This window comes from Paenibacillus planticolens, assembly GCF_013141725.1.
GTDB lineage: Bacteria > Bacillota > Bacilli > Paenibacillales > NBRC-103111 > Paenibacillus_E > Paenibacillus_E planticolens.
In genome coordinates, this window is the sequence record NZ_WHNZ01000064.1 from 184,792 (window position 1) to 206,101 (window position 21,310).

Annotated in this window: 17 protein-coding genes; 2 read left to right on the top strand and 15 right to left on the bottom strand. The window is 45.0% G+C overall.

All coding sequences use genetic code 11. The features are described from left to right. Position 1: 1 nt before the first annotated feature. The 3 genes from GC097_RS27860 to GC097_RS27870 all read right to left on the bottom strand — a co-directional run bounded on the left by GC097_RS27860 (position 2) and on the right by GC097_RS27870 (position 2,882). Positions 2-1,141 carry a phosphonoacetaldehyde reductase gene (locus tag GC097_RS27860; protein ID WP_171686552.1) on the bottom strand — a complete coding sequence of 380 codons (1,140 nt, stop codon included), beginning with the start codon at positions 1,139-1,141 and terminating at the stop codon, positions 2-4. After that, the gene (gene phnX, locus GC097_RS27865) at positions 1,138-1,947 is read right to left on the bottom strand and encodes a phosphonoacetaldehyde hydrolase (RefSeq protein ID WP_171686553.1); all 810 of its coding nucleotides are present in this window, start codon (positions 1,945-1,947) and stop codon (positions 1,138-1,140) included. Before phnX ends, GC097_RS27860 begins: the two co-directional genes overlap by 4 nt. 158 nt (positions 1,948-2,105) lie before the next feature. Then, positions 2,106-2,882, bottom strand: a complete 777-nt coding sequence (locus GC097_RS27870; protein ID WP_171686554.1) for a DeoR/GlpR family DNA-binding transcription regulator — start codon at positions 2,880-2,882, stop codon at positions 2,106-2,108. 193 nt (positions 2,883-3,075) lie between these two features. Here GC097_RS27870 and GC097_RS27875 point away from each other — a divergent pair, with 193 nt between their 5' ends. Then, positions 3,076-5,190, top strand: coding sequence for an acyltransferase family protein (locus tag GC097_RS27875; protein WP_171686555.1), 2,115 nt, complete (start codon positions 3,076-3,078; stop codon positions 5,188-5,190). Positions 5,191-5,621: 431 nt separating this feature from the next. On the opposite strand, the gene GC097_RS27880 is transcribed toward GC097_RS27875, so the two are convergent. The 8 genes from GC097_RS27880 to GC097_RS27915 form a co-directional block, all read right to left on the bottom strand. After that, positions 5,622-8,645, bottom strand: coding sequence for a family 20 glycosylhydrolase (locus tag GC097_RS27880; RefSeq protein ID WP_171686556.1), 3,024 nt, complete (start codon positions 8,643-8,645; stop codon positions 5,622-5,624). A gap of 316 nt (positions 8,646-8,961) precedes the next feature. Next, complete coding sequence (locus tag GC097_RS27885) at positions 8,962-9,795, bottom strand: sugar phosphate isomerase/epimerase family protein (protein ID WP_171686557.1); 834 nt, start codon at positions 9,793-9,795, stop codon at positions 8,962-8,964. Positions 9,796-9,834: 39 nt separating this feature from the next. After that, positions 9,835-10,692, bottom strand: coding sequence for a sugar phosphate isomerase/epimerase family protein (locus GC097_RS27890; RefSeq protein WP_171686558.1), 858 nt, complete (start codon positions 10,690-10,692; stop codon positions 9,835-9,837). 22 nt (positions 10,693-10,714) lie between these two features. Further along, positions 10,715-11,875 (bottom strand): Gfo/Idh/MocA family protein, encoded by a 1,161-nt coding sequence (locus GC097_RS27895; protein ID WP_171686559.1) that lies wholly within the window; start codon positions 11,873-11,875, stop codon positions 10,715-10,717. 43 nt (positions 11,876-11,918) lie between these two features. Next, positions 11,919-12,761, bottom strand: coding sequence for a carbohydrate ABC transporter permease (locus GC097_RS27900; protein WP_171686560.1), 843 nt, complete (start codon positions 12,759-12,761; stop codon positions 11,919-11,921). After that, the gene (locus GC097_RS27905) at positions 12,751-13,629 is read right to left on the bottom strand and encodes a carbohydrate ABC transporter permease (RefSeq protein ID WP_171686561.1); all 879 of its coding nucleotides are present in this window, start codon (positions 13,627-13,629) and stop codon (positions 12,751-12,753) included. The genes GC097_RS27900 and GC097_RS27905 overlap by 11 nt, the downstream gene beginning before the upstream one ends. 16 nt (positions 13,630-13,645) lie before the next feature. Further along, complete coding sequence (locus tag GC097_RS27910; protein ID WP_171686562.1) at positions 13,646-14,980, bottom strand: extracellular solute-binding protein; 1,335 nt, start codon at positions 14,978-14,980, stop codon at positions 13,646-13,648. A gap of 72 nt (positions 14,981-15,052) precedes the next feature. Then, positions 15,053-16,060 carry a zinc-dependent alcohol dehydrogenase gene (locus tag GC097_RS27915; RefSeq protein ID WP_171686563.1) on the bottom strand — a complete coding sequence of 336 codons (1,008 nt, stop codon included), beginning with the start codon at positions 16,058-16,060 and terminating at the stop codon, positions 15,053-15,055. A gap of 236 nt (positions 16,061-16,296) precedes the next feature. On the opposite strand from GC097_RS27915, the gene GC097_RS27920 reads away from it, so the two are divergent. Continuing rightward, the gene (locus tag GC097_RS27920; protein ID WP_171686564.1) at positions 16,297-17,235 is read left to right on the top strand and encodes an AraC family transcriptional regulator; all 939 of its coding nucleotides are present in this window, start codon (positions 16,297-16,299) and stop codon (positions 17,233-17,235) included. Here GC097_RS27920 and GC097_RS27925 read toward each other — a convergent pair whose 3' ends face one another. The 4 genes from GC097_RS27925 to GC097_RS27940 form a co-directional block, all read right to left on the bottom strand. Further along, on the bottom strand, positions 17,236-18,270 hold the full coding sequence (locus GC097_RS27925) for a TIM barrel protein (RefSeq protein WP_171686565.1): 1,035 nt from the start codon (positions 18,268-18,270) through the stop codon (positions 17,236-17,238). 407 nt (positions 18,271-18,677) lie between these two features. Continuing rightward, complete coding sequence (locus GC097_RS27930; RefSeq protein ID WP_216625919.1) at positions 18,678-19,511, bottom strand: AraC family transcriptional regulator; 834 nt, start codon at positions 19,509-19,511, stop codon at positions 18,678-18,680. A gap of 194 nt (positions 19,512-19,705) precedes the next feature. Next, a complete protein-coding gene (locus GC097_RS27935) occupies positions 19,706-20,077 on the bottom strand; it encodes a Rieske (2Fe-2S) protein (RefSeq protein WP_171686567.1) in 372 nt (123 codons plus the stop codon). A gap of 2 nt (positions 20,078-20,079) precedes the next feature. Continuing rightward, on the bottom strand, positions 20,080-21,204 hold the full coding sequence (locus GC097_RS27940) for an amidohydrolase family protein (protein WP_171686568.1): 1,125 nt from the start codon (positions 21,202-21,204) through the stop codon (positions 20,080-20,082). Between the last annotated feature and the right edge of the window lie 106 nt (positions 21,205-21,310).

Here is a 21,310-nt window from a genome sequence, read left to right on the forward strand (position 1 = left end):
TCTATAATAACGAAACCAGCATCCGTTCAAGTTCTTCAGGCGATATTTCAACAGGATTATTGTCCATTCTTCCCTTTGTGTAAGAGTGAGACACAATATTGCGGATCCCCTCGACAGTAACACCATATTGGCCAAGACTGCTCGATAATCCATATAAGTTATAAATATTTCGAATGAAATCGTCTACTTCATCCATATCCGCTGCTCCAAATGCATGCATTAATTTATCCGGTTCTATCAATGCATCAAGGTTATGTCTCATAACCGAAGCTAACGTTATGCTGGCCGCAATACCATGATCAATGCCATAAAGCATCGTAAGCGGATAAGATATCGAATGGCAGGCCGTCGTTCTCGTATTGCTGAAAGCCATTCCAGCCAGCACGCTTGCTAACGACAATTGCTCTCTCCATACCAGATTATCCGGCTGTTCGATTAATAATGGGAGAGTTCGCCGAATTCGTTCTATGGCTTCCAGTGAATACACTCTGGTAATGGCATTGGTATGTACGGACCAATACGCTTCGGTTGCATGGCACAAGGCATCCAGTGCAGTAGCAACGCTTAAACGCAGCGGCATCGTAACGGTCAGCTCCGGAAGAATGAAAGCTGCACTAGCATACAGCCTCTCATCGGAAACCGAATATTTGCTGCCGTGTTCTTCGTCCCACACAGTCGCCCAGGAGGTGACCTCAGAGCCCGTTCCCGATGTCGTCGGTATCCCGATCCACGGAGTAAAATGCGGCTCCTCACGGTAACGCTCACTTGTAATCGCTTCTCGCACTTCGGCTGCCGTTTGATACGTCTTGCTCTGCAAGGCTGACAAGACCTTGGCTGCATCCATCACACTGCCTCCGCCAATTGCCACAATAAGTTCATAGTCAAAAGAGCCGATCTCCTGTTTCAGCTTCAATATATCTGCAACATTAGGATTATTCAGAGTTACCTCAATCACCGACGTTTCTTTCAAAGAAAGTGTGTTCATGACAGGCTGTAAACAATCGCTCTTCTCAACACCCGCCCCCCTCGTAAGAAGCAACACTCTCTTAATGTCTGCATATCGCTTTTCGAACAAATTGGCGAATGATTCCGCAGAAGCCGATCCGAAGGATACTGCTACCGGATTATAGAATTGATTCATCTCATTCCCCCCTCCATGCTGCGTTCAAGCTCCTCAATGACAGCCGGAAGTTGAACGATTGAGCTGACAATATAGTCTGCTCCTGCTTGCTCGAACGTTAATCTCGTCTGATTCATTCGTTCAGCGAGTTCATCGGCAGGCATATTCTGGACTTCGGCCTGTGTTAAGCCAAGCTCACTGCTTCCTTGTATGACGGCGACTGTCCAAACCCCCGCATTCCTGCCTTCGTGAATGTCGGACACCGTATCTCCAACCTTGATGACTAATTTCGGCGGATAGATGCCGAGCTCGACCAAGTTCTGAAATATCATATACGGATAAGGTCTTCCTGCCTTTACTTGATCAGAAGCTATCATGAAATCTGGCGAATAACCCTTTCGCTTTGCTTCCGGAACGATGATTTCCATCATGCCTGATGTATATCCGGTCGTCGATCCAATGGCAATCCCCGCTTCGCGAAGCTGACTCACCGTTTCTAAAGCACCCGGGATCGGATCCGTATACACTTTCAACGATTCCATTAAAATGGCCTCAAATCGAACATAGAGCCGATCAACATCCTCCTTGACGGCTTCCGTTCCGAAAGTGGCCATCCATGCAGTCTTTACTCTTTCCATTTGCAAAATAGCTTGAATATGATCCCATTTCAGAAGGCCCATTGGAATTCTGGCTTCCCGAATCGTGATGGGTACTCCCGCTTCTTCAAAAGTTTGAATAAATGCATGCATAGGCGCGAAGCAACCGTAATCAATCACTGTGCCGGCCCAATCGAAAATAACTGCCTTTATGCGTTCTTTATACGTCATCTTGACTCCTCATTTCGCGTTGTTGTCTTTGATAGTTCCAATTATAGATGGGAACAACGCAAAAACGCAATACGAATTGCGATATTTTACGTATTTTTAACAAATATATGCTGTTATTTGCCGTTTTTAACATAGAGAAAACATAATAAAAACGCAAGCTACGATAAGCTTGCGTTTATGATCGAGATATTATGTTTTTTATAGGTATCCAGCATGTCCTTATTCATAAAAGAATCCGTTACAATCGAATCAATCTGATCCAAACCGCTAATATTCAGATAAGATACCGTTTCGAATTTGCTCGAATCTGCAACAACGACCTTCCGCTTTGCGCTCTTCAGCATCGCATTGATAACCTCCGCCTCCCCTTGGCGAAAATCAGTGAGTCCCTTCTCAATGGAAATCGCATTAATGCTGATGAATGCAAGGTCAATATTGAAATTCATGATTTCTTGCTCGATAGAGCGCCCGTACAAAGAGAACTCCTCATGATTCAGATAGCCTCCCGGTATAATAACCGTGAACCCTTTCTTGGCAGCCAAAATGTCCGCGATGCGCAAAGAATTGGTTATGACCGTAAGTTTTTCGAAGCGAGCGGCGAGCCGCTTGGCAACCTCGATATTCGTCGTGCCGGCATTGAGAGAGACTGCTTGATACTCACTTACCAATTCGACCGCATACGCGGCTAATTCCTGCTTCCTTTCGTTTTGCGTAATTTTACGCTTAAAGAACACTTGATTCGTAGCTAACTCATCTCTTTTGGAAACCGCGCCACCATGTACGCGCTGTAGCTTATCCTCCTGCTCTAACCGTTCAAGATCCCTGCGAACCGTATCCAGAGATACTTGCAGCAGTGACTTCAATTCCACGACAGTGACTTGCCCTTTGGATTCCAGTTCCAACAATATTAATCGATGCCTCTCCGGTGCAAGCATTTCAGATCTCCTCCGTGATTTTGCGTTTTTCAGCATTCTTTTCTTCTAAGGGTACCAAAAATGCCCCCTTGAGTAAATGTTTTTTGAAACTGGATGCCATTCGAAAAAAAAGCTATTCACTTTGAACTGCTGGCAGCGGATCGGAGTCTAAGTATAATGTTTCAGGAATTGACACTTTGGGGGAACTAACATCATGAAGGAAATCAAACACAATCATCTGCGCTATATGCCTGGATTGGATGGGATCAGGGCGCTCTCGGTCCTTGCTGTAATTGCCTATCATCTCAACTGGGGGTGGGCTTCAGGGGGATTCTTAGGGGTAAGCGTATTTTTTGTACTCTCCGGCTACCTGATCACGGATATGCTGATTGAAGAGCGCAAAAATAAAAATCGTATCGATCTGAAAAGGTTTTGGATACGTCGTATTCGCAGATTGCTTCCTGCCATGTTGTCGATGATCGCTGCTGTCGCCGTCTTTCTGGTGATTTCCAATCCTTCAAGGTTAGTTTCCATCCAAGGGGATATTTGGTCGGCGGTAACTTATACAAGCAACTGGTACAACATTTTTCACCATGTCTCTTATTTCGAGAGCTTCGGACCTCCCTCTCCGCTCGGGCATCTTTGGTCGCTTGCTATTGAAGAGCAATTTTATGTATTATGGCCTCTGCTTGTCATTGGCTTGAGTCGTTTCTTTAGCCCAACTCGCGGTAAGTTTGTTTTACTCACCCTGGCCGGTGCCATCCTTTCTTTTATCGCGATGGTGCTTTTATATGAACCCGGTACTGACCCTAGCCGGGTATATTACGGAACGGATACAAGAGCATTTGGGCTCTTGATCGGTGCGTCCCTTGCTTTTATATGTCCAAGCCGTAAACTCCTCAACCCGAGCTTTCGCAAAAATCGTTCATGGATCAATGTGACAGGTGCAATTGGACTATTGGTAATCATCTATATGTTCATTCGGACCGGAGAATACGATCAATCGCTGTACACCGGTGGTATGCTTCTACTTTCATTCGCATCCGCTTTCGTTATTGCAGCGGCAGCAAGCCCCTCTGGTTTTGTTAGCAAAATTTTGAGCTGGAAGCCTCTACGCTGGATCGGCGTACGTTCTTACTCCATTTATCTTTGGCACTATCCGGTGATCGTATTAACTAGTCCGACTAATCCTAATACGGCTCCAAGCTACTTGCTCCAAATCATGCAATTCACACTAAGTATCGGATTTGCGGCTTTGTCCTATTCCTTCATCGAAAATCCGTTCCGAAGCGGCAATTGGCGCATTTGGACCACAATTCCCGGTTTTCGGTGGAAGAGGATTGCTACTCTGTTTCAATTTAAATTCTTATTTGGACTCGTACCGGTTGTCATTCTCGTGTTGATCTTCGCTTCCTGTATGTTTAATTGGAGCGGCACAGAGGTAGCACTCACTTCCCAAAGCCTGACGAGTTCTGATGCGGTTTCTTCGCCTTCCGTTCCATTGCCTGAATTAACGAGCAGTGTCGTGACATCTTCTCCTGCCGTTGATACATCGCCTGAAGTGATAAAAGCTGTTCCGACACCTTCTCCTAAAGGCAAGAATTTGCCTGTGTTGACAAGCCCTGTCCCGACCTCTTCTCCTGAAGGCAAGAATTCGCCTGAATCGACGGATCCTGTCCCGACAGCAACACCTGAAGCCGAAAGTTCACCTGCTTTGCCAACGCCTGCCCCAAGCACAACAAATCAGGATAAGATAACACAGAGTGAGAAAAAGCCCGCCAATCCGACGAACACATCCAGCGCTCATCAATTGGTTCCGGTAACCCAACGTGTTACAGCTATCGGGGATTCCGTTATTCTGGGTGCGGCTCCGGTTTTAGAGAAAATGATTGATGGGATTGCCGTAGACGGGAAAGTCGGTCGGCAGTTGTCGCAAGCTCCAGACATGATCAAGCAATTCAAAGCCGATAAGGCATTAAGCGAAATTGTCGTTATTCACCTCGGAACGAACGGACCTTTTAAGCCGGATCAGCTCGAGGAGCTCCTCGAGACAATTGGGGAAGACCGGAAGATTATTCTCATGAATACACGCGTACCTCGCAAATGGCAAGATACAGTCAATGATGCTTTGGCAGATGCAAGCAAAAAGCATACGAATGTCAAACTACTCGACTGGCATTCATTCAGTGAAGACAAGCCGGACTGGTTTGCGAGCGATGGCGTTCATTTGACAATCAAGGGAGCTGAAGCTTACGCCAAGCTCGTTCTTGATTCTGTTACATCTATAAGAAAGAAGGATGCCAGCACTTCCGACAGTGGACGGGGCTAACAGCTGAAGCTCGTGCGCCTCACCATGCGCTTTATGCTGCACTTTGTGCAATATAGAGTGGGCATTTTGTAGCATGAGCTCACTCTTGTTGTACAAAGTACAATGATTTAGCTAGATTTGTGCTGAAAACTAACTTTTGAGGGTAAATGGTTGCATTAAGTACAATATAGCTGCCGGAGAAGGGAAAATAGGCTGAAATGAATGCACAAAGTGCAATATAGCAACGCTAGTCGAAGTGAAGAGGAGATCAAGGACAAAAGTACCAAGGTGAGGTGAAGGTACACACGTGGTACCGAATTACGAATTGCTGGGCAGGCGGCATAACCCATAAGCACAAGCTGCACATGAAAACTAACAAGCAGGAAAAGGCGAAGTAAAACGGCCTCAGTCCGCTGGAAATCAGGACCAAGGCCGTTTATTGATATTATTGTTTATTCATATCCGAGAATCTTGCTCGCTACAAATGCGAGGTCTTCGATGTCGACTTTGCCGTGGCCGATAACGTCAGCGATCTTCGCTTCGTTCCAGTTCGCGTCGCCTTCTTTGGCTCCGTAGTATTTGGCTACAATCGCCAAGTCTCCTATCGTGAATTTGTTGTCGCCGTTCACATCTCCCGGTTGGTAAGTAACGACGGAGGAGAGGAATGCTTGAAGTGCCGCATTCAAGTCGGCTGACGCTTGCTCAACTTGCTGATTCGTGGCAGATGCGTTATCCGCGACCGCTTTCGCTTTGTCAATTGCCGCTTGTAGTGTCGCTTTCGATCCCGCTGGATATTGACCGCTTCCTGTTCCTTCTGTTGCCGCATTATGTTTGCCTTGAGCTTCTGCAATCAGATCGTTCAAGAACGACTTATCTACAGGCGGCACACTGATCACACTTATCATGCGAGAGGCGTCGGCTACCTGCAGTTCATTCCCCTGTCCGTTAGCAATAGAAGCACTGCCTACAGAAACCGTCGTATACGCTGTCGGGGCTGTCGACTTCACCTTAAATTTGAATTTTAGCAAATCGCCTTGGGAAAGCACGCCCTTATTATTTGCCGCTACGCTGGCAGCCAGAATGCGGCTTTGTCCAGGCACATCACTCTTTTGAGCGACGACTTGGAATCCTTCTCTCACCGATTCAACAGATTCGAGAATCAAATTCGCCGGATCATAGTTAAGCTTCAAATCTTGAGCATACACTTGCTGGTATTCACTTTGGGTAACAGTGCTTAATCCCATCGTTACTTCGAAGGATTGGCCGGCAGTTGCCGTCTGAGGAGCTGTCAGCACTGTTTTTGGCGCTGTTGGCGATTGAATCAAAGCAGCAATCTCGCTTGCGCTCAACGCTCTGTTGAAAATGTTCAATTCATCCAGGCTGCCTTTGATAAAGGAGTTTCTTGAGGCTCCGGATGCTTCTGCGCCAACTAAATCCATTGGGCCATCGATTTTAACTGGGAGCGTTTCTTTTAGCACCCCATTTTCATAAAGAGCAGTTTCGGTGCTTGTGCCTACAAAAGTCAGGTGAGTCCATTGGTTGTTAGGAATACTATAATTGTAATTATAGTCTTTACCACCGTAAATGGAGAAACCAACTTTACCTGTTTTCTTCTGGTTAATCTTAATTGAAGAAGTTACGCCGCTCAGGAGTGCCTCATTTCTCGACGTACTTGGCTGACCGTTAACCCAAACGCTTACTGTCCAGTTTCCTGGTATATCTGCGGTGGCTAAATCTATATAACCTGAGGTTCCATTTAAACTTATTCCAGATCCATACTTACCGGTAGCCCACGTTGCGCCGCCAACTAAAGTTCCATTTTTATAACCAGACGTATCCCCTAAGGTAGTTCCAGTTCCTTCATCCATCTTCCATTCCATATGGAATGGGACGAACGGAGGCGTCCATACAACAGGGTCGGCGAAAAATTTAATTCCTTTATTTTGCAATCTTGAAGTTTGATCGATAAGTCTTCCTTTAAAATCATCCCAGTTTCTGTTGCTCTGAGGCGTCCAGCCGACTTCAACATTCGCTAATAATCGTGGATAGAGCATATAATCAATATTATCTTGCGTCACAACGGTTTCTGACCATAATGTACTTTCAACGCCATAAATATTTGCTCCTGATATACAAGCAGTTGGGTTCAAATCATAAGCTTTGCTGGTATTGACGTTTCCTCTCCAAGATAGGCCAAGCGCCGTATTATTGTAGTATTTCATGTCGAGATAAGCATTTGCCGGAGATACGATGACCTTCATCCCTTTTGCTTTCGCCGAAGTTCCAGTTGAAGCGGTGCAATTCCAGTCCTGCAGAATAGAATCCTTGGTTGTTCCGCTTGAAGTATCGGACGGGTCCCATCCAACAGCTTTCTTCCCGTATTTATCAAGAATCGTTGTTACTCTGCCAATAAAATAATCGTAATCACTAGCTGTAGTTGCGCTAGATTCATCTCCTCCTAGATGAAAATAAGGGGAAGGTGATATGGCTGCAATCTCCCGAACGACATCGTCAACAAATTGATAGGTAATCTCGGAACGAGCCATTAGTGTGCTATACCCTACAGCTGTATCGGTACGCATAGCTTTTCTTTTTCCATCAGGATTTAGCTCAGCAATTGAAGCTAAAGCCGCATTCGTATGACCAGGCATATCGATTTCCGGAATGACTTCAATATATCGTTCAGCGGCATAGTTGACGATTTCTTTAAATTGCTCCTGTGTATAATATCCGCCAGGACCACCGCCTACCTGCCCCTTGCTTCCATACTCTATGAGTTCAGGTCTGGATTTAATTTCAATGCGCCAGCCTTGATCATCAGATAAATGCATATGAAACTTATTAATCTTATACTGCGATGCCAGATCGATTTGACGTTTAACGACATCCACTGGGAAGAAATGTCGTGCCACATCAAGCATAAGTCCACGGTATTCGTAAGTAGGCTTGTCACTAATATTGGAATTAGGGATCACCCATTGTACGCCAGAAACAATTTTGTTCTTTTCAATATCTGCCGGCAAGAGCTGCATTAAGGTTTGAATACCTCTAAAGACGCCTTCCGGTTTATTTGCAGTGAGTTTAACTTGATCGGAAGTGGTGTTTAAATCATACCCCTCATTACCTTGGGCGTCATTTCCACCAATGGTCGTTAAGTAAATACTGCCTGCAGTCGGATTGTTTGATTTTATGACGCTGATACGGTACCCTGTCGATGTATTCAGTTTATTGGCGAGCACTTGTCCGTTCTTGAATAACTCATCTGTTTCCCCAGCGGAATTGCCAGCAACATAGATGGAAGTGGTTTTTGTTAAAAGAAATTGCCCCGTTCCGACTGTATAACTTACAGGCTTTGGAAATATTGAAGGCTGACTTGCTGCAGCTTTAGCAACATTAGGAATTGCGCTTATAATGTTCACGGATAAAAGTAAAGCTATGGCTGTAGATACTACTTTTTTAACGATTAATTTTTTCATCCTTATTTTTCACCTCTACTAATTTTGTACTGCTTATTAGCTAAACGAACTCTGCCGTTTGATCCTGAGGTAGTCTCGTGATGAATAATTGCACTATCATTCTCCGTCATAATCACCTAAACTTCGATGAACTCACCCCCTCTCGTATGATCTAAACGACAACTCCATGGGATCATTCCGTTATTTTTCTCGAGCGGTAAAATGATAACAGCAAAAAGGGCATTAGTAAAAAGTGGTTCTTTTTACTAATGCCCTTTCGGTAACACGTTAAGATTTTATTAAGTTAATTAAATAGTATATGGATAGTAATATTTTGTCAATAAATAAATTTGGCGAATCCGTCCGCGGAACGCCGCAGCAAATTCTCATTCGGCTCTTGCGGCTTTTCCGGTGTCAACACTTCCTGCGCGACGACACCCCGGTACCCAATCTGACCCAGTGCCTTCACAAATCCGGCCAAATCAATCACGCCTTCGCCAGGATACAGTCGATCGTTATCCATTACTTCTGAAATGGGCACATCCTTTGCATCGTTGAGATGCACGTGAACAATTTGCTCTGCGCGTAGAGCCAATATATCTTCAATAGTCGCTTCATTCGTATACCAATGATAAGAATCAAAGAGCAGCCCCACATTCGGCTCACCAATGGCATCAATGAAATCCAGTGTTTCCGCAATCGTCCAAATGAACGGATGCTTCCAGCGAGTCCGATAATGGTGCGGGCCGACGAATTCAACCCCGAGAGAAATGCCGAACATATTTAAAGTTTGCGCGCAAGCGCGAAGCCGGCGGGTCGCTAATGCCATGAAATGGGCCGGGCTATAATCGGTCGAAGGCAAGATGTACGTGCAGCAACGCGTACAGCCCAGGTCAGCAGCGGTAGCCGCGTAAGAAGCCAGCTTGACAATACTGTACCTAAAGTCATCTTCCGAGGATTGCCATTCAACCGGCAGCGAGATTGCTCCAATGACAACTTTCCGTTCACTTAAGTGCGCCTTTATTTGGGCGACTCCCTCTTGTTTAACCCAATTGTACAATTCTTTTGCGTCGCAATCGATTGCCTCAAATCCATACTCGGACGCATGATGGACAAATTCGTCCAGGCTGGGGAATGGAACAAGCCCCGCCTGAGTTAATCCTTTCAACATTGCCTTCCTAACCACCTTTCATTGATGTAAAACAAATAATTATAAGCGCACAGGGATGCCTAATTGTTGCTCAACAAAGTCTCTGCAAATGGCAAGACTGTTGTAGGGTGTAGAAGTCGATTGATCGATCTCGACTGTCATCCATCCCTCGTAGCCAATCTCATTAATGGCTTCCAGGATCGGCTTGAAGTCAACGGTTCCGAGTCCTAATTCGCAGAAAACGGGCAACGCTTCGTTCCCTAGCAGCATGGGGAAATCTTCGACACGCGCTTCCTTCGGGGTCAAATCTTTCAAGTGAATATACGCGACTTTCTCTTTATACTTTCGGATGATTGCCGGCACATCCATCTCGGCTCCGCTTAAATGAGCCGTATCAGGAGCAAAATAAACTTCTTTATCCAACAGTTCCATCAAATAGTCCAGTTCGTCTTGTTCCTGCAATTCCGTCCAAAGATGCGGATGGACGCACGCTTTGACGCCAAACTCTAACGTTCTCTTCGCAGCTTCGTTGATTGTGATGGCAGCCTGCTTCAATTGATCGCGATCCGTAGGGCCTTTCCGCGGTCCTCCAGGTCCAAAGACGATATGGGAAGCGCCTGCTTTACTCAAAATTCCGGCGAGTTTCGCATTATACGCTATAATACTTTGTCTCATGTCCGGATCTAGGAAACGCCTACCCGGGCCTCCGGCAGCTCCTCCATACACACCTGTCATCGTTAGGCCGTATTTCTCGAGAATTTCAATCAACTCGTTTTCCCTGTTCTCGAACTTTTCGACGAAGGCCGGCCATGGCTCAATCGCCTTATAGCCGAGTTTGGCTGCCTCCTCGAAGCCAAGCAAATAATCGTGCCCCCACGTGATGGCATGGACAGCTATTTTCCCCTTGAATTCACTCATCGTTGTTTCTCTCCTCTTTCTATTATTCGCTTATTGAAACCCATTTTTTTAATGCTGCCGAATCGGATACCGCTTGCAAAACGAGTTGATTGCGATACCCGTCATCAAAGTTGGGCGATGGGCTCTCTCCACGGGCGACACCACGCATCAATTCATGAATGAGATTAATAAACGTGTGCTCATAGCCGATAATATGGCCAGCCGGCCAATACGCCTCGCTGTACGGATGAATTGTTTCTGTGCAAGAAATTTTACGGAAACCCTGTATTCCTTGCGGATCTTCTTCAAGGTACAGCTCCAATTCGTTCATCTGCTGCACGTCCCAGCGGATTGAGCCTTTCGAACCATTGATTTCAAACCGGTTGCTATTGCGGTTCCCTTTACCGAATCGCGTTGCTTCGAATACGCCTACAGCTCCGTTCTCAAATTTCGCCATGAAAGCGACCGCATCGTCTACATCGACATCGCCCATCAGATGGCTCTCCGTCTTGGCATGCAATCCGCCACTCATCTCGCCAAGCGGCCGCTGCTTGATAAACGTTTCCATCATACCGGAAACTTCGGATATTTCTCCGACCAGATACCGGGCCAAATCAATGGAATGTGCCATTAGATCACCGTGCGTGCCTGATCCGCAAGCCTCTTTACGCAACCGCCAGACTAACGGAAACGCCGGGTCCATAATCCAGTCCTGCAAGTAATTCGTTCGGATATGATAGATTTGCCCCAGTTTGCCTTGATCGATTAATTGCTTGGCATAGCGAATCGCAGGGACAAAACGGTAATTGTGACAAATCATATGCACAACGCCCGCTTTCTTCACCGCATCACGCATTCTGCGGGCTTCTTCCACATTCATGGCCAGCGGCTTCTCGCATAAAATGTGTTTGCCTGCCTCAGCAGCTGCAATAGCAATCTCGACATGCATGTTGTTCGGTGCTCCGATATCGATGAGATCGATATCTTTGCGTTCCAACAACTTCCTCCAATCCGTTTCGAACGAGGCCCAGCCCATTTTGTTGGCCGCAGCTTCGACGCCTTCACGTTCGCGTCCGGCAATGGCCTGCATGACCGGCTCCGCTTCTGCATCGAAATAGAAAGGCAAATCACGATAAGCATGGCTGTGTGCTTTCCCCATAAATTTATACCCGATCATGCCGATTCTCACTTTAGGTTTAAGCAATGGAATAGCTCCTCTCTTGAAATGATCCGCCTTTCGAACCCTATCAGCCTTTTACGGCTCCGCTTGTCATACCTGTCATAATCTTATTGCTGTAAAATAAGTACAGTAAGATCGTGGGCAGTGAAACGAGCACAAGTCCTGTAATCTTCCCTGTATAGTCTGTCGTGAATTGGTTGTTGAAGAAAGTTAACCAAATCGGCAGCGTGAAATAGATATTGGTCTTATTTAAAACAAGTGCAAACGAAAATTCGTTCCAAGTGGACAACACACTCAAAATGGTGATGGTGGACGTAATCGGAAGACAAATCGGAAAAATCACCTTGAACAATGTATAATCGAACGAACTGCCGTCCATATATGCCGCTTCTTCGATCTCTGAGCTTATATCTTGAATGAAACTATCATACAAAAATATGGCCAGTGGCAAATTAAAGCAAATATAGGGAAGGATCAACGTGAACCGATTATCCAACATCCCGATCCATTTGAATTGTACGAATAATGGCACCAAAAGCGAATGAAGCGGAATTGTCATTCCCGACAGGAAGATGACATATAAAAGCTTTTTACCCGGAAACCGGAATCGAGCAAAGAAATAACCCATAATAAAAGAAATCATAACGATGATCGGAACTGTGACTACCGTATTGAAGAAAGAGCTGAATAAGGCGTAATTGATTTTTCCGATCCGAAACGAATTCAAGTAATTTTGCAGGGAAGGATGCTGTGGCAAAGACAAAATGCTTAAACTGAATTCTTGATTTGTTTTCAAGGACGTGTACAGCATCCATACGATAGGAAATAGGGCTGTAAGGGAAAAGAAGATCACACAGATATTCATAAGTATTTTCAGTACACTTACAGCCGGATTTGTCTTAGTCAGCATGTTTCTTACCACCGTCCATCAGTTTGAACATTACAAGCAGCGTGCATCCGCTAAGGATCAGCATGCCAATGGAAATCGCGCTGCCATAGTTGATTTTGGCCATAGTGAAAGCATTGTTATAAGCGTACTGCGCCATAACCATTGAGCTTGTGCCGGGTCCACCGCCTGTCATCACATAAATGTGATCGAATACTTTCATCGTCCCGGATACGCAAAATATCAGGGCTACCCGTATCGTATTTTTCATGAGCGGAAGTGTAATCCGGAGCGTCCTTTGCAGCCAGTTGGCGCCATCGATTTCGGCGGACTCGAAGATATCCTTAGAAATATTTTGCATGCCGGCCAAAAAGATAATCATGTAAAGACCGATATATTGCCAGATTAATGGCACAGACACGGCGTACAGCACAATATTCGGTTTATCCAACCAAGTCACAGGGGCGTAGCCCACTAATTTCAGCAGCCAGTTCAACAATCCAAAACGATAGTTATAAATCAATGACCATATGTAACCAGTCACAACCGGCGCCAGGACAACTGGCAAGAAAATCGCAATTCGGTGTAAATTCCTGATCAGTAAAAACTTGGAGTTTAGCAAGGCTGATAAGAAAAAGGCAATACCAACCTGACCCAGTACACAGAACAAAACGATGACCATATTATTTTGATAGGATAACCAAAAATCGTGGTCTTTCGCTAAATGAATATAGTTTTCCAAACCGACAAATTTCGTATTATTAAAGTTCATCATGCTGTAATATAAGGAAATCACCAAAGGAACAATGACAATGAAGATATATACGATCAAAATAGGAACCATATAGCGCAAAACCGGCCCCGCATTCAATCGAAATGCTCTATTCAGCATGGAAGCCCCCCTGTTGTTATTTCATTGAGTCGCGAACCGTTTGAATCTTCTTGGCCAAAACTTCCGGTTTCACGGCCCCGGCCAGTAAATCCTGAATCCCCTTGTAGATAGCTTCAACCAATGCAGGGGCTAATTGAATGTCATAAATTGGCGTGAATGTCTTGTCGCTTATAAACTCTCTGTATTGCTGGCCAAGAGGCGACAACTTGCTTTTATCATAATTGGTAACTTTCACAGCAGGTTGGTCGTTGATCTCGACTTGCTGCTTACCGTGTGATTCATCCGAAAGCTTTTTGATCAGCTTCATAGCCGCTTCCTTTTTGGCTCCGTCCAATTTAGCATTGTAAGCGAATGACCAACCTGAGCCGCCGGCTACTGCATTAGGAGATCCTTTGCCACCTGGAATTTGAGGCAGTACGGCTAAAACCGTTGACTTCTTGACATCTTCCGGGGCTTGTTCAGAAAGCGACCCGACGGCCCAAGCGCCATCCACGATCATTGCCGCTTGTTTATTGTAATAAAGCGTATGTGCTTGATCTTGGTCGATGCTGTTAATATCCGGGTTGAATGCACCTTTCTTGTTAAGGTCATCGAGGACGGTAAGCGCCTGAATGAATTCCGGATCCGTGAATTTAGCCTTGCCCTCTTTCTGCGCTTTGAACCAATCGGTTCCGGTAATACGATCGGCCAAAGTGCCGAATAAAGTAGAACCGACAGGAACGTTCGATTTATTGCCCATGGCGATCGGCGTATATTTATTTTGTTTCAGTGTATCGATTGCGGCCAGGAATTCGTCCCATGTCTTAGGAAAAGCTTTTATTCCTACTTTGTCAAAAATGTCTTTGTTGTAATAGACAAGATGGACGGTGAACATCGCTGTTGGTACGCCATAGATTTTGCTTCCCTCTGTAAATTCGTCAAAACTGTTTGGAAGAAATCCGTTCTTCCAGGTTGAATCCGCTTCCAAAGTATCGTTGAAAGTTCCCACCAAACCTTTAGGAATATAATCGATCAGCATCGAACCATTGGCGACGAATAAATCCGGAAGCTCGCCGGATGCCCCCAGTGTCGTCATCTTGACGCGATACGGATCATGAGGAATGGATTGCTCTTCCACTTCGATATTGGGATTTTCCTTACGGAAATCCGCAAGTGTCTGTCGGAACAATTTGTTGCTTGCCGTATCGTCGACCCAAAAATGTCCGAACGTTAGTTTTATTTTGCCTGAATTCGGATTGGCATTAGCTGAATTACCAGCTTCTTTCGTATCGCTGCTGCAACCAGACAACACTAGCAAGACCACAAGCATGAGAGACAAAACAACGTAAGATACTTTTCTTTTGTTCTTCATTCAGATTCCTCCTTGGTATATTTCTTTCAACTAGCGTTATACTGAAACTGAACTCCCCTGTATGCGGTTTCATTATGACCAATCGAACAGGACCCCGAAATACTCATCCTTGTAATTCCGTAAACCCTCATAAGCCAATCCCGCTTGTTCCGGTGCCAGCACATGACTGATAAGCGGCTCCACCTGAAGTTTATTTCGATCCATCAAATCGAATACGATTTGCGAGTTACGCACTAAAGAGTGTTTGACGAACTCATTCGGTTCAACCGGATAACGCCACTCGTGGGCACCTTTAAAGGTAATGCACCCCCGATTGTAAAGATGGCAATAATTCAAAACATCCGTAATATCACCATGGAACTCCCCACGCGGACTTCCAAGGAAAACAATTTCTCCTAATCTCGCAATCCACTCTAGACTGCCCACCGCTACTTGGGGAATGCCCGTCGCTTCGATATGTGTCGATACGCCGGTTCCGTTCGTCTTATCCATGACATGTGCCTTGGTACTGGACGCATCACCCTGATGAAGATCGAATACGCCGCAGCGCTCGGCAAGCTCGAGCCTCTTACCGGATAAATCGATCCCGATGACATTTGCTCCTTGCAACTGAGCCAACTGTGCAGCCATATTACCGATTAACCCGAGCCCGGTAACACTGACAAAGTCTCCGAATTCGATATTGGACACACGAACCGAAGTAGCCGCCACCGTTGCCATCCGGGTAAACGGGACCCACCGAAGATTCATCGTTCCCGGAACTTTCAAGACATTCCCTCGCACGGAAACTTTCTGATATTTCGAATGATCGCCGTAATGATAAACAATATCCCCTTTGCGGAACGAGTGATCCCCTTCACCGACATCGACAATTTCACTGACTGCCGCATAACCGGGAGTGTCAGGCAATTTAAACCAGGATTCATTGCCTGATAAGCAGGCTAACTCCGTCCCAGGGCTGATTAGGGTATACAGCTTCTTTACGACGATTTCATCTTCCCGCAAATTCTGGGGATTGAAATCTTCCTCCAGTAATTCGACCTTCCAAGGACTACTGAAAACTACTCTCTTGTTTTTCATCGCAAGCACTCCCTTGTTCTTTTTTTTCATTATAACCAATCGCTCAACAGGAGTATTTGACGAGAACTCTGATTTTTTATCAAAATCAACGCATTTCATCCCATCATTTTACCCAAACCCCTATAAAAACCTGCAAACGTGCAAGCTTGACTACCGGTATACCGTCTATGCTAAACTTACTCATAAATCTTAAAGACTCTTTACACTTCATTTCTAACAAGAGTGGATGGTGAAACATGGATAATGAATTCGAGATCATTACACACCCAAAAATAAAACATTTAAATCCGTTTCTCGTGGACTTATCTTATCGCAATTCTCACTTGCACAACGATTTTGAAATCTGTTTACTATTGGATGGCAATTTGACCGTGTATTCCAAAAAAGAAATGTACCAGGTCTCCAAAAATTCCATTATCTTATTTAATCCCATTCAACCCCATGAGCTTCATGCTCATCATGGAAATGCCTTGTTATTATCCATTCAAATTTCCAATCGATTTTGTCATAGTTACTTTCCTGCCATGACAAATATCGCATTCGATTCCGTATTCATTTCGGCGCTTCTCTCAAAGGAAGAGCATCAACTTTTGACCTCCATCTTGCTAGAAATTGCAATCTCTTACTTACATCAAGATTTCGGATATGAGTTGATGTGCTTAAGCTCGTTAAACCGTCTTTTCTACCACCTGTTGAAATGCGCGCCTTATCATATGATCAGTGACGAAGAGCGGATCAAGAATACTAACCGTTTGCATCGCATGAACCGGATCCTGAGTTACATTGATGAAAACTTTTCAAGTAAGCTTCTTCTTTCAAGCATAGCCGAACGGGAAAATCTTTCTCTCCCGTACCTCTCCCATTTTTTCAAAGAAAATCTCAACACGACCTTTCAAGACTATTTAAATCAAGTGCGCTTTGAAAAGGCAAAAAAGCTCATCACTCAAACCGATAAAAAACTAATCGATATATGCTTGGAAAGCGGCTTTTCAGATACGCGTTATCTCAACAAAATGTTCATGAAACAATTCGGCTGCACGCCAAAACAATTTCTAAATCAAAAGGATCGAACGAATTCCCAATCTACAAATACGAATCTAAAGAGCATTCAAAAATTTTATACCGATAGTGAAAGTTTAGAAATTCTCAATAAGTATCAAAATAGAGGTGATTAGCTATTCGATTCCCATCAGAAGCTTCATCACATACATTTCCAGTCCTTCGAAATCCCTGCTTTCAACACATTGTTTTTGATATTCGTAATCAAACTTACTGACCTTTTCTTCCAAAGCTTTCACAATGTTCAGGCTGTTTTCCAAGTGTTTGTAGCTATCCTTATCGATCGTTGACCGCATCGCTTTTACGTCCAAACCAACGTATTCCCCGTTAGCGCCATAATTATTTTCGACCAATACTTTAATTTGATTGAAAGCCTGACGAAGATTTTCTACGCCGAAGCTTTTATCTTGGTCAAATTTAAGTCCATTTTGATCGTTCAGATGCACACCCCATAGTTTGTTCATCGCCAGTGCAAATCCGATTTCGTGAGAAGGATCGAGGCCAGCCAAGACAGCATGCGCCGACTCCAATAAACCGCCGACTCTGGAAGGATCGATTGTAGCAGCAGACACAGCAAGCACATGGCCCATGGTTCCGCAAATGCTTCTATCAATCGGCTCGTTCGGTTTAGGCTCAATCAGAATTTTGATCTTGCTGTCGTATTGGAGCATCTTGTTAATGGCATCCACCAGTTGTTTGGTAGCCTCTACCGGACTTTTGCTTTCCGCACAAAGCGTCCCTTCTCTGGCTAACCACAAGACAATTTTGTCGCATCCTAATTCGTTGGCGATATCGATCGAGCGATAAGATCTCCACAGTGCAAATTCTCTGTCTTTCTCCGATGTCGACATGTAAGCGCCATCAATCGTGTGCGGGTCCATCCATAACCTTGGAGCTACAAATTCGGCAGCAAGATGATATTTGTCCAAAAGCTCCTTCACTTTTCTAGCTTCACTCTTTATTTCTTCTTCTGTTAATTCATTGATATTCGGAACGGCATCATCATCATGAAATTGAATCGCGCTGAAACCCATTTCCGCAAATTTCTTAATTTTATCCTCAAAAGAAATGACTGTTCTTACTGCAGGTCCATAAGTATCGGCACCATCATGAACATTCCAAGGACCTACTGAAAACTTAAATTTCGACATGCGTTAAAGCTCCTTTGCTGAGTTTTTCCTTGCATACCTACTGTAATACGCGCTTGCTTTTGACACATGTACAGTTTTACGATTTTTCGACTACAGTTTTACTGTCTTGCACGATTACGTCTGCTCGACCGGCTGAGCAAACAACCTTCCACCAACAATATGGGAACTCCATTCCCTTATTTCGGAAAAAAATGGAAATTCGGGCGCCCGAGGGGAACTACAGGGTCTTATACAACCTCTAGCGACCAAATTTGTGTCAAAATGGCGAAATAGCGGCCCCTAGTTCCCTCTCTCTCACGCAAAGGGATCTTTTGGGCAAAATAGCGGCCTGTAGTTCCCCAGAAAACATAAAAGTTCCATAACGCAAAAAAACCGCGAACTGGTCGCGGATGATACACTTCTCTTTCCTACCCTTCTCTACGCGGATGGGAATATGTGGCTTGGAATTGACTAGGTGTCATACCAACCGTAGCTTTGAAGGATCGGCTGAACAGATGGATGCTCGAGAAACCCACTTCCTCTGCGATAACCGTCAACGTTCGTTTTCCTTCCACGATCATTTGCTTGGCTTGTTCAATTCTTATATGGGTTACATACTTATGAATGGATACGTCCAACTGTTCTTTGAACAAAAACGATAGATGGTTAGTCGAAATGCCAACATGATCGCTAATGGCGACATTATTTAAATTCGGGTCATTGTATTTCTCATTGATGAAATCAATGGATTTTTCAATGAGCGCCCACCCCTTGGTCAGCCTGCCTTCCGGATGTTTGGCATTGGATTGGCTTTTTAAGAACATGTACAAAAGCTCTATACATATAGATTTTAAATGCAGGAAGTAACCATCCTGTTTATCCTGAGAAATTTTGTGCATGAATAGAAATCTTTTCTTCAAATCGATTTGATCCGCTGGCCGCAAGCGGGATATGGGCTGGATGGAAGCCAGTTTCATTTCTTTCTCATAAACTTTCTTATGCTTTTCTTTGGTAACGTTGATTTCCTTCCATTGGCTTCTTTCCTCGTCGAAAAAAAGGTCAAAATGAAAAATATATTGAATCATAGGAACAGTCGATGTCGTTCGGATAATATGGGGCGTGAAAGGCGGCATCAAAATAGCGTCTCCTTCACTTACATGATATTTAACCCCATTCAGCCAGAAGTCCGCCTCCCCTTGTTCGATATAAGTAAAGACATGATCATAATCGATCCACTCTCCCGAGAGAGAGGTCGTTTTCATAATCTTGACAACCCTAACAAAGGGGGAAATTACGTTCATCCACGACTCCATCGACTATGCCTCCATGATTTGAGTTCTCTCATGATTTTAACCCACTTCTTAGAAGAAGTCGATTTCAAAGTCGAATTCCCGAGTACGGTTCAGCTTTGGCATAGTCACAGAGCTTTGTTTGTCATTTTGTAAGGAGTTATCCGCTACATCTCAATGTATACTTTTCCCTGCTCCACCGACAAATCAAACGTTTCTACGACAACGTCGTAAGTTTTTGTGCGAACTTTATGGTCTACAACAAGACCGCCGGTTTTAATGTCAAATTCCCAATGGTGCCAGGGACAACGCACGATTTCCCCTTCTTGCTCGTAAACAAATTGCCCGGGCGTCGGCGAAGTGACCCATGAAGTAACCGGCCCTTTGCATAGCTGGGCTCCTTGATGAGGACAATAATTAAGAATGGCATGAAGCTTTCCGGACAATTTATAAATGCCTACGCTCCGCCCTTTGACATCAACAATTTTCGGTTCGCTCTCCGTGAATTCATCAACGGTTCCTAAATAATGGAGCGTCATCGTTATTCCTCCGTTTGGTCCGGCATAGGCAGGCCGTAGTACCTGGCAGCGTTATAGTAAAACACATTATTCGTTGTTTCTTTGTCCATTTTGGGGAAAACGAGCTTCGGCGAGTCGAAATCCCAATGCGGGTAATCGCTGCAGAAGAGCAGCCTTTCCTTGGCGTGCATAGCCTCGAACAACGTATCGAAAGCTTGACGGTTCGGCGTTTCCTCAATGGGCTGGGAGCCGATGTACATGTTGGTGAGTAAATATTCGCTTGGCTTTTTCTTCACCCAAGGCGTCTGATCGCGCAGTGCTTTCCAATCCTGGTCGAGACGCCACAAGTAAGGAGCGACCCAGAAGACGCCGCCCTCGATTAACGCGACCTGCAGCTCCGGAAAAATTTCGAATACGCCTTCGAAAATAAAGCTGGCCATATGGGCCATATACGCTTGCGTACGGGCAGCGCGGTATTCAATATAGTAAGAAGGATAGCCGACATTCGTAGCGGGTGCGTTCATCCCATCGCCGATAGCTCCTACATGCATGGTGAAATTGATTCCATGCTTCAAGCAAGCCTCATAGATCGGATGATACATTTTATTTCCGTAAGGATGAGGCGAACCCGACGGAACATAAGCCTGAACCATTCCGGGATGGGAGCCGAGCCTTTCGATTTCCCGAACCGATGCAGCTACATCGTGAATCGGCAGGTAGATGGAGCCTCTGAACCGGGGCTCCTTATCGAGCCAATGCTCGATCGTATAATCGTTGAAAGCGGAACACAAGGCAGCCGAGTAATACGTATCGGCCGTGTTCGTGCTTGCTATAAATTCACCGGTCAAAATCCCGTAGCGGATGTCGAAAGGATTCAAAAGCTGCTCGACCATGAAATCCAGATCCGAACCGGCAGGACCGCCGTTTGGAGGGAAGGAATCGGCTCTTTTTCCGATGTTGCCTCCGTTCAGCGTACCCGGCCCCCCGCCAAGACTCGGTCCCCACAGTTCAATACGCTCCCTGTATTTTCGCGGCAAGTAAGGGAACAGCTGCTTAATGTCCTGAAAAGTATGATGGATATCGCAGTCAATAATTCCAACGCCTTTGCGTCCCTTTGTCTTCTTGGCCGTTGCTTCTATTAAACTCATATTTGTCATCTCCCCTGCTATGTTTCGACACGATTGCAAGTGCATGTTCTACATCTCTATCATAAAACCTGAACGGCCCCTCCGAAAATGGTATTTCGCAATTGCG

What these genes read in the sequence shown, in the direction of transcription:
- GC097_RS27860 (WP_171686552.1), bottom strand. Translation starts at nt 1,141, where the DNA reads ATGAATCAATTCTATAATCCGGTAGCAGTATCCTTCGGATCGGCTTCT.
- phnX (WP_171686553.1), bottom strand. Translation starts at nt 1,947, where the DNA reads ATGACGTATAAAGAACGCATAAAGGCAGTTATTTTCGATTGGGCCGGC.
- GC097_RS27870 (WP_171686554.1), bottom strand. Translation starts at nt 2,882, where the DNA reads ATGCTTGCACCGGAGAGGCATCGATTAATATTGTTGGAACTGGAATCC.
- GC097_RS27875 (WP_171686555.1), top strand. Translation starts at nt 3,076, where the DNA reads ATGAAGGAAATCAAACACAATCATCTGCGCTATATGCCTGGATTGGAT.
- GC097_RS27880 (WP_171686556.1), bottom strand. Translation starts at nt 8,645, where the DNA reads ATGAAAAAATTAATCGTTAAAAAAGTAGTATCTACAGCCATAGCTTTA.
- GC097_RS27885 (WP_171686557.1), bottom strand. Translation starts at nt 9,795, where the DNA reads ATGTTGAAAGGATTAACTCAGGCGGGGCTTGTTCCATTCCCCAGCCTG.
- GC097_RS27890 (WP_171686558.1), bottom strand. Translation starts at nt 10,692, where the DNA reads ATGAGTGAATTCAAGGGGAAAATAGCTGTCCATGCCATCACGTGGGGG.
- GC097_RS27900 (WP_171686560.1), bottom strand. Translation starts at nt 12,761, where the DNA reads ATGCTGACTAAGACAAATCCGGCTGTAAGTGTACTGAAAATACTTATG.
- GC097_RS27905 (WP_171686561.1), bottom strand. Translation starts at nt 13,629, where the DNA reads ATGCTGAATAGAGCATTTCGATTGAATGCGGGGCCGGTTTTGCGCTAT.
- GC097_RS27910 (WP_171686562.1), bottom strand. Translation starts at nt 14,980, where the DNA reads ATGAAGAACAAAAGAAAAGTATCTTACGTTGTTTTGTCTCTCATGCTT.
- GC097_RS27915 (WP_171686563.1), bottom strand. Translation starts at nt 16,060, where the DNA reads ATGAAAAACAAGAGAGTAGTTTTCAGTAGTCCTTGGAAGGTCGAATTA.
- GC097_RS27920 (WP_171686564.1), top strand. Translation starts at nt 16,297, where the DNA reads ATGGATAATGAATTCGAGATCATTACACACCCAAAAATAAAACATTTA.
- GC097_RS27925 (WP_171686565.1), bottom strand. Translation starts at nt 18,270, where the DNA reads ATGTCGAAATTTAAGTTTTCAGTAGGTCCTTGGAATGTTCATGATGGT.
- GC097_RS27930 (WP_216625919.1), bottom strand. Translation starts at nt 19,511, where the DNA reads ATGAAAACGACCTCTCTCTCGGGAGAGTGGATCGATTATGATCATGTC.
- GC097_RS27935 (WP_171686567.1), bottom strand. Translation starts at nt 20,077, where the DNA reads ATGACGCTCCATTATTTAGGAACCGTTGATGAATTCACGGAGAGCGAA.
- GC097_RS27940 (WP_171686568.1), bottom strand. Translation starts at nt 21,204, where the DNA reads ATGAGTTTAATAGAAGCAACGGCCAAGAAGACAAAGGGACGCAAAGGC.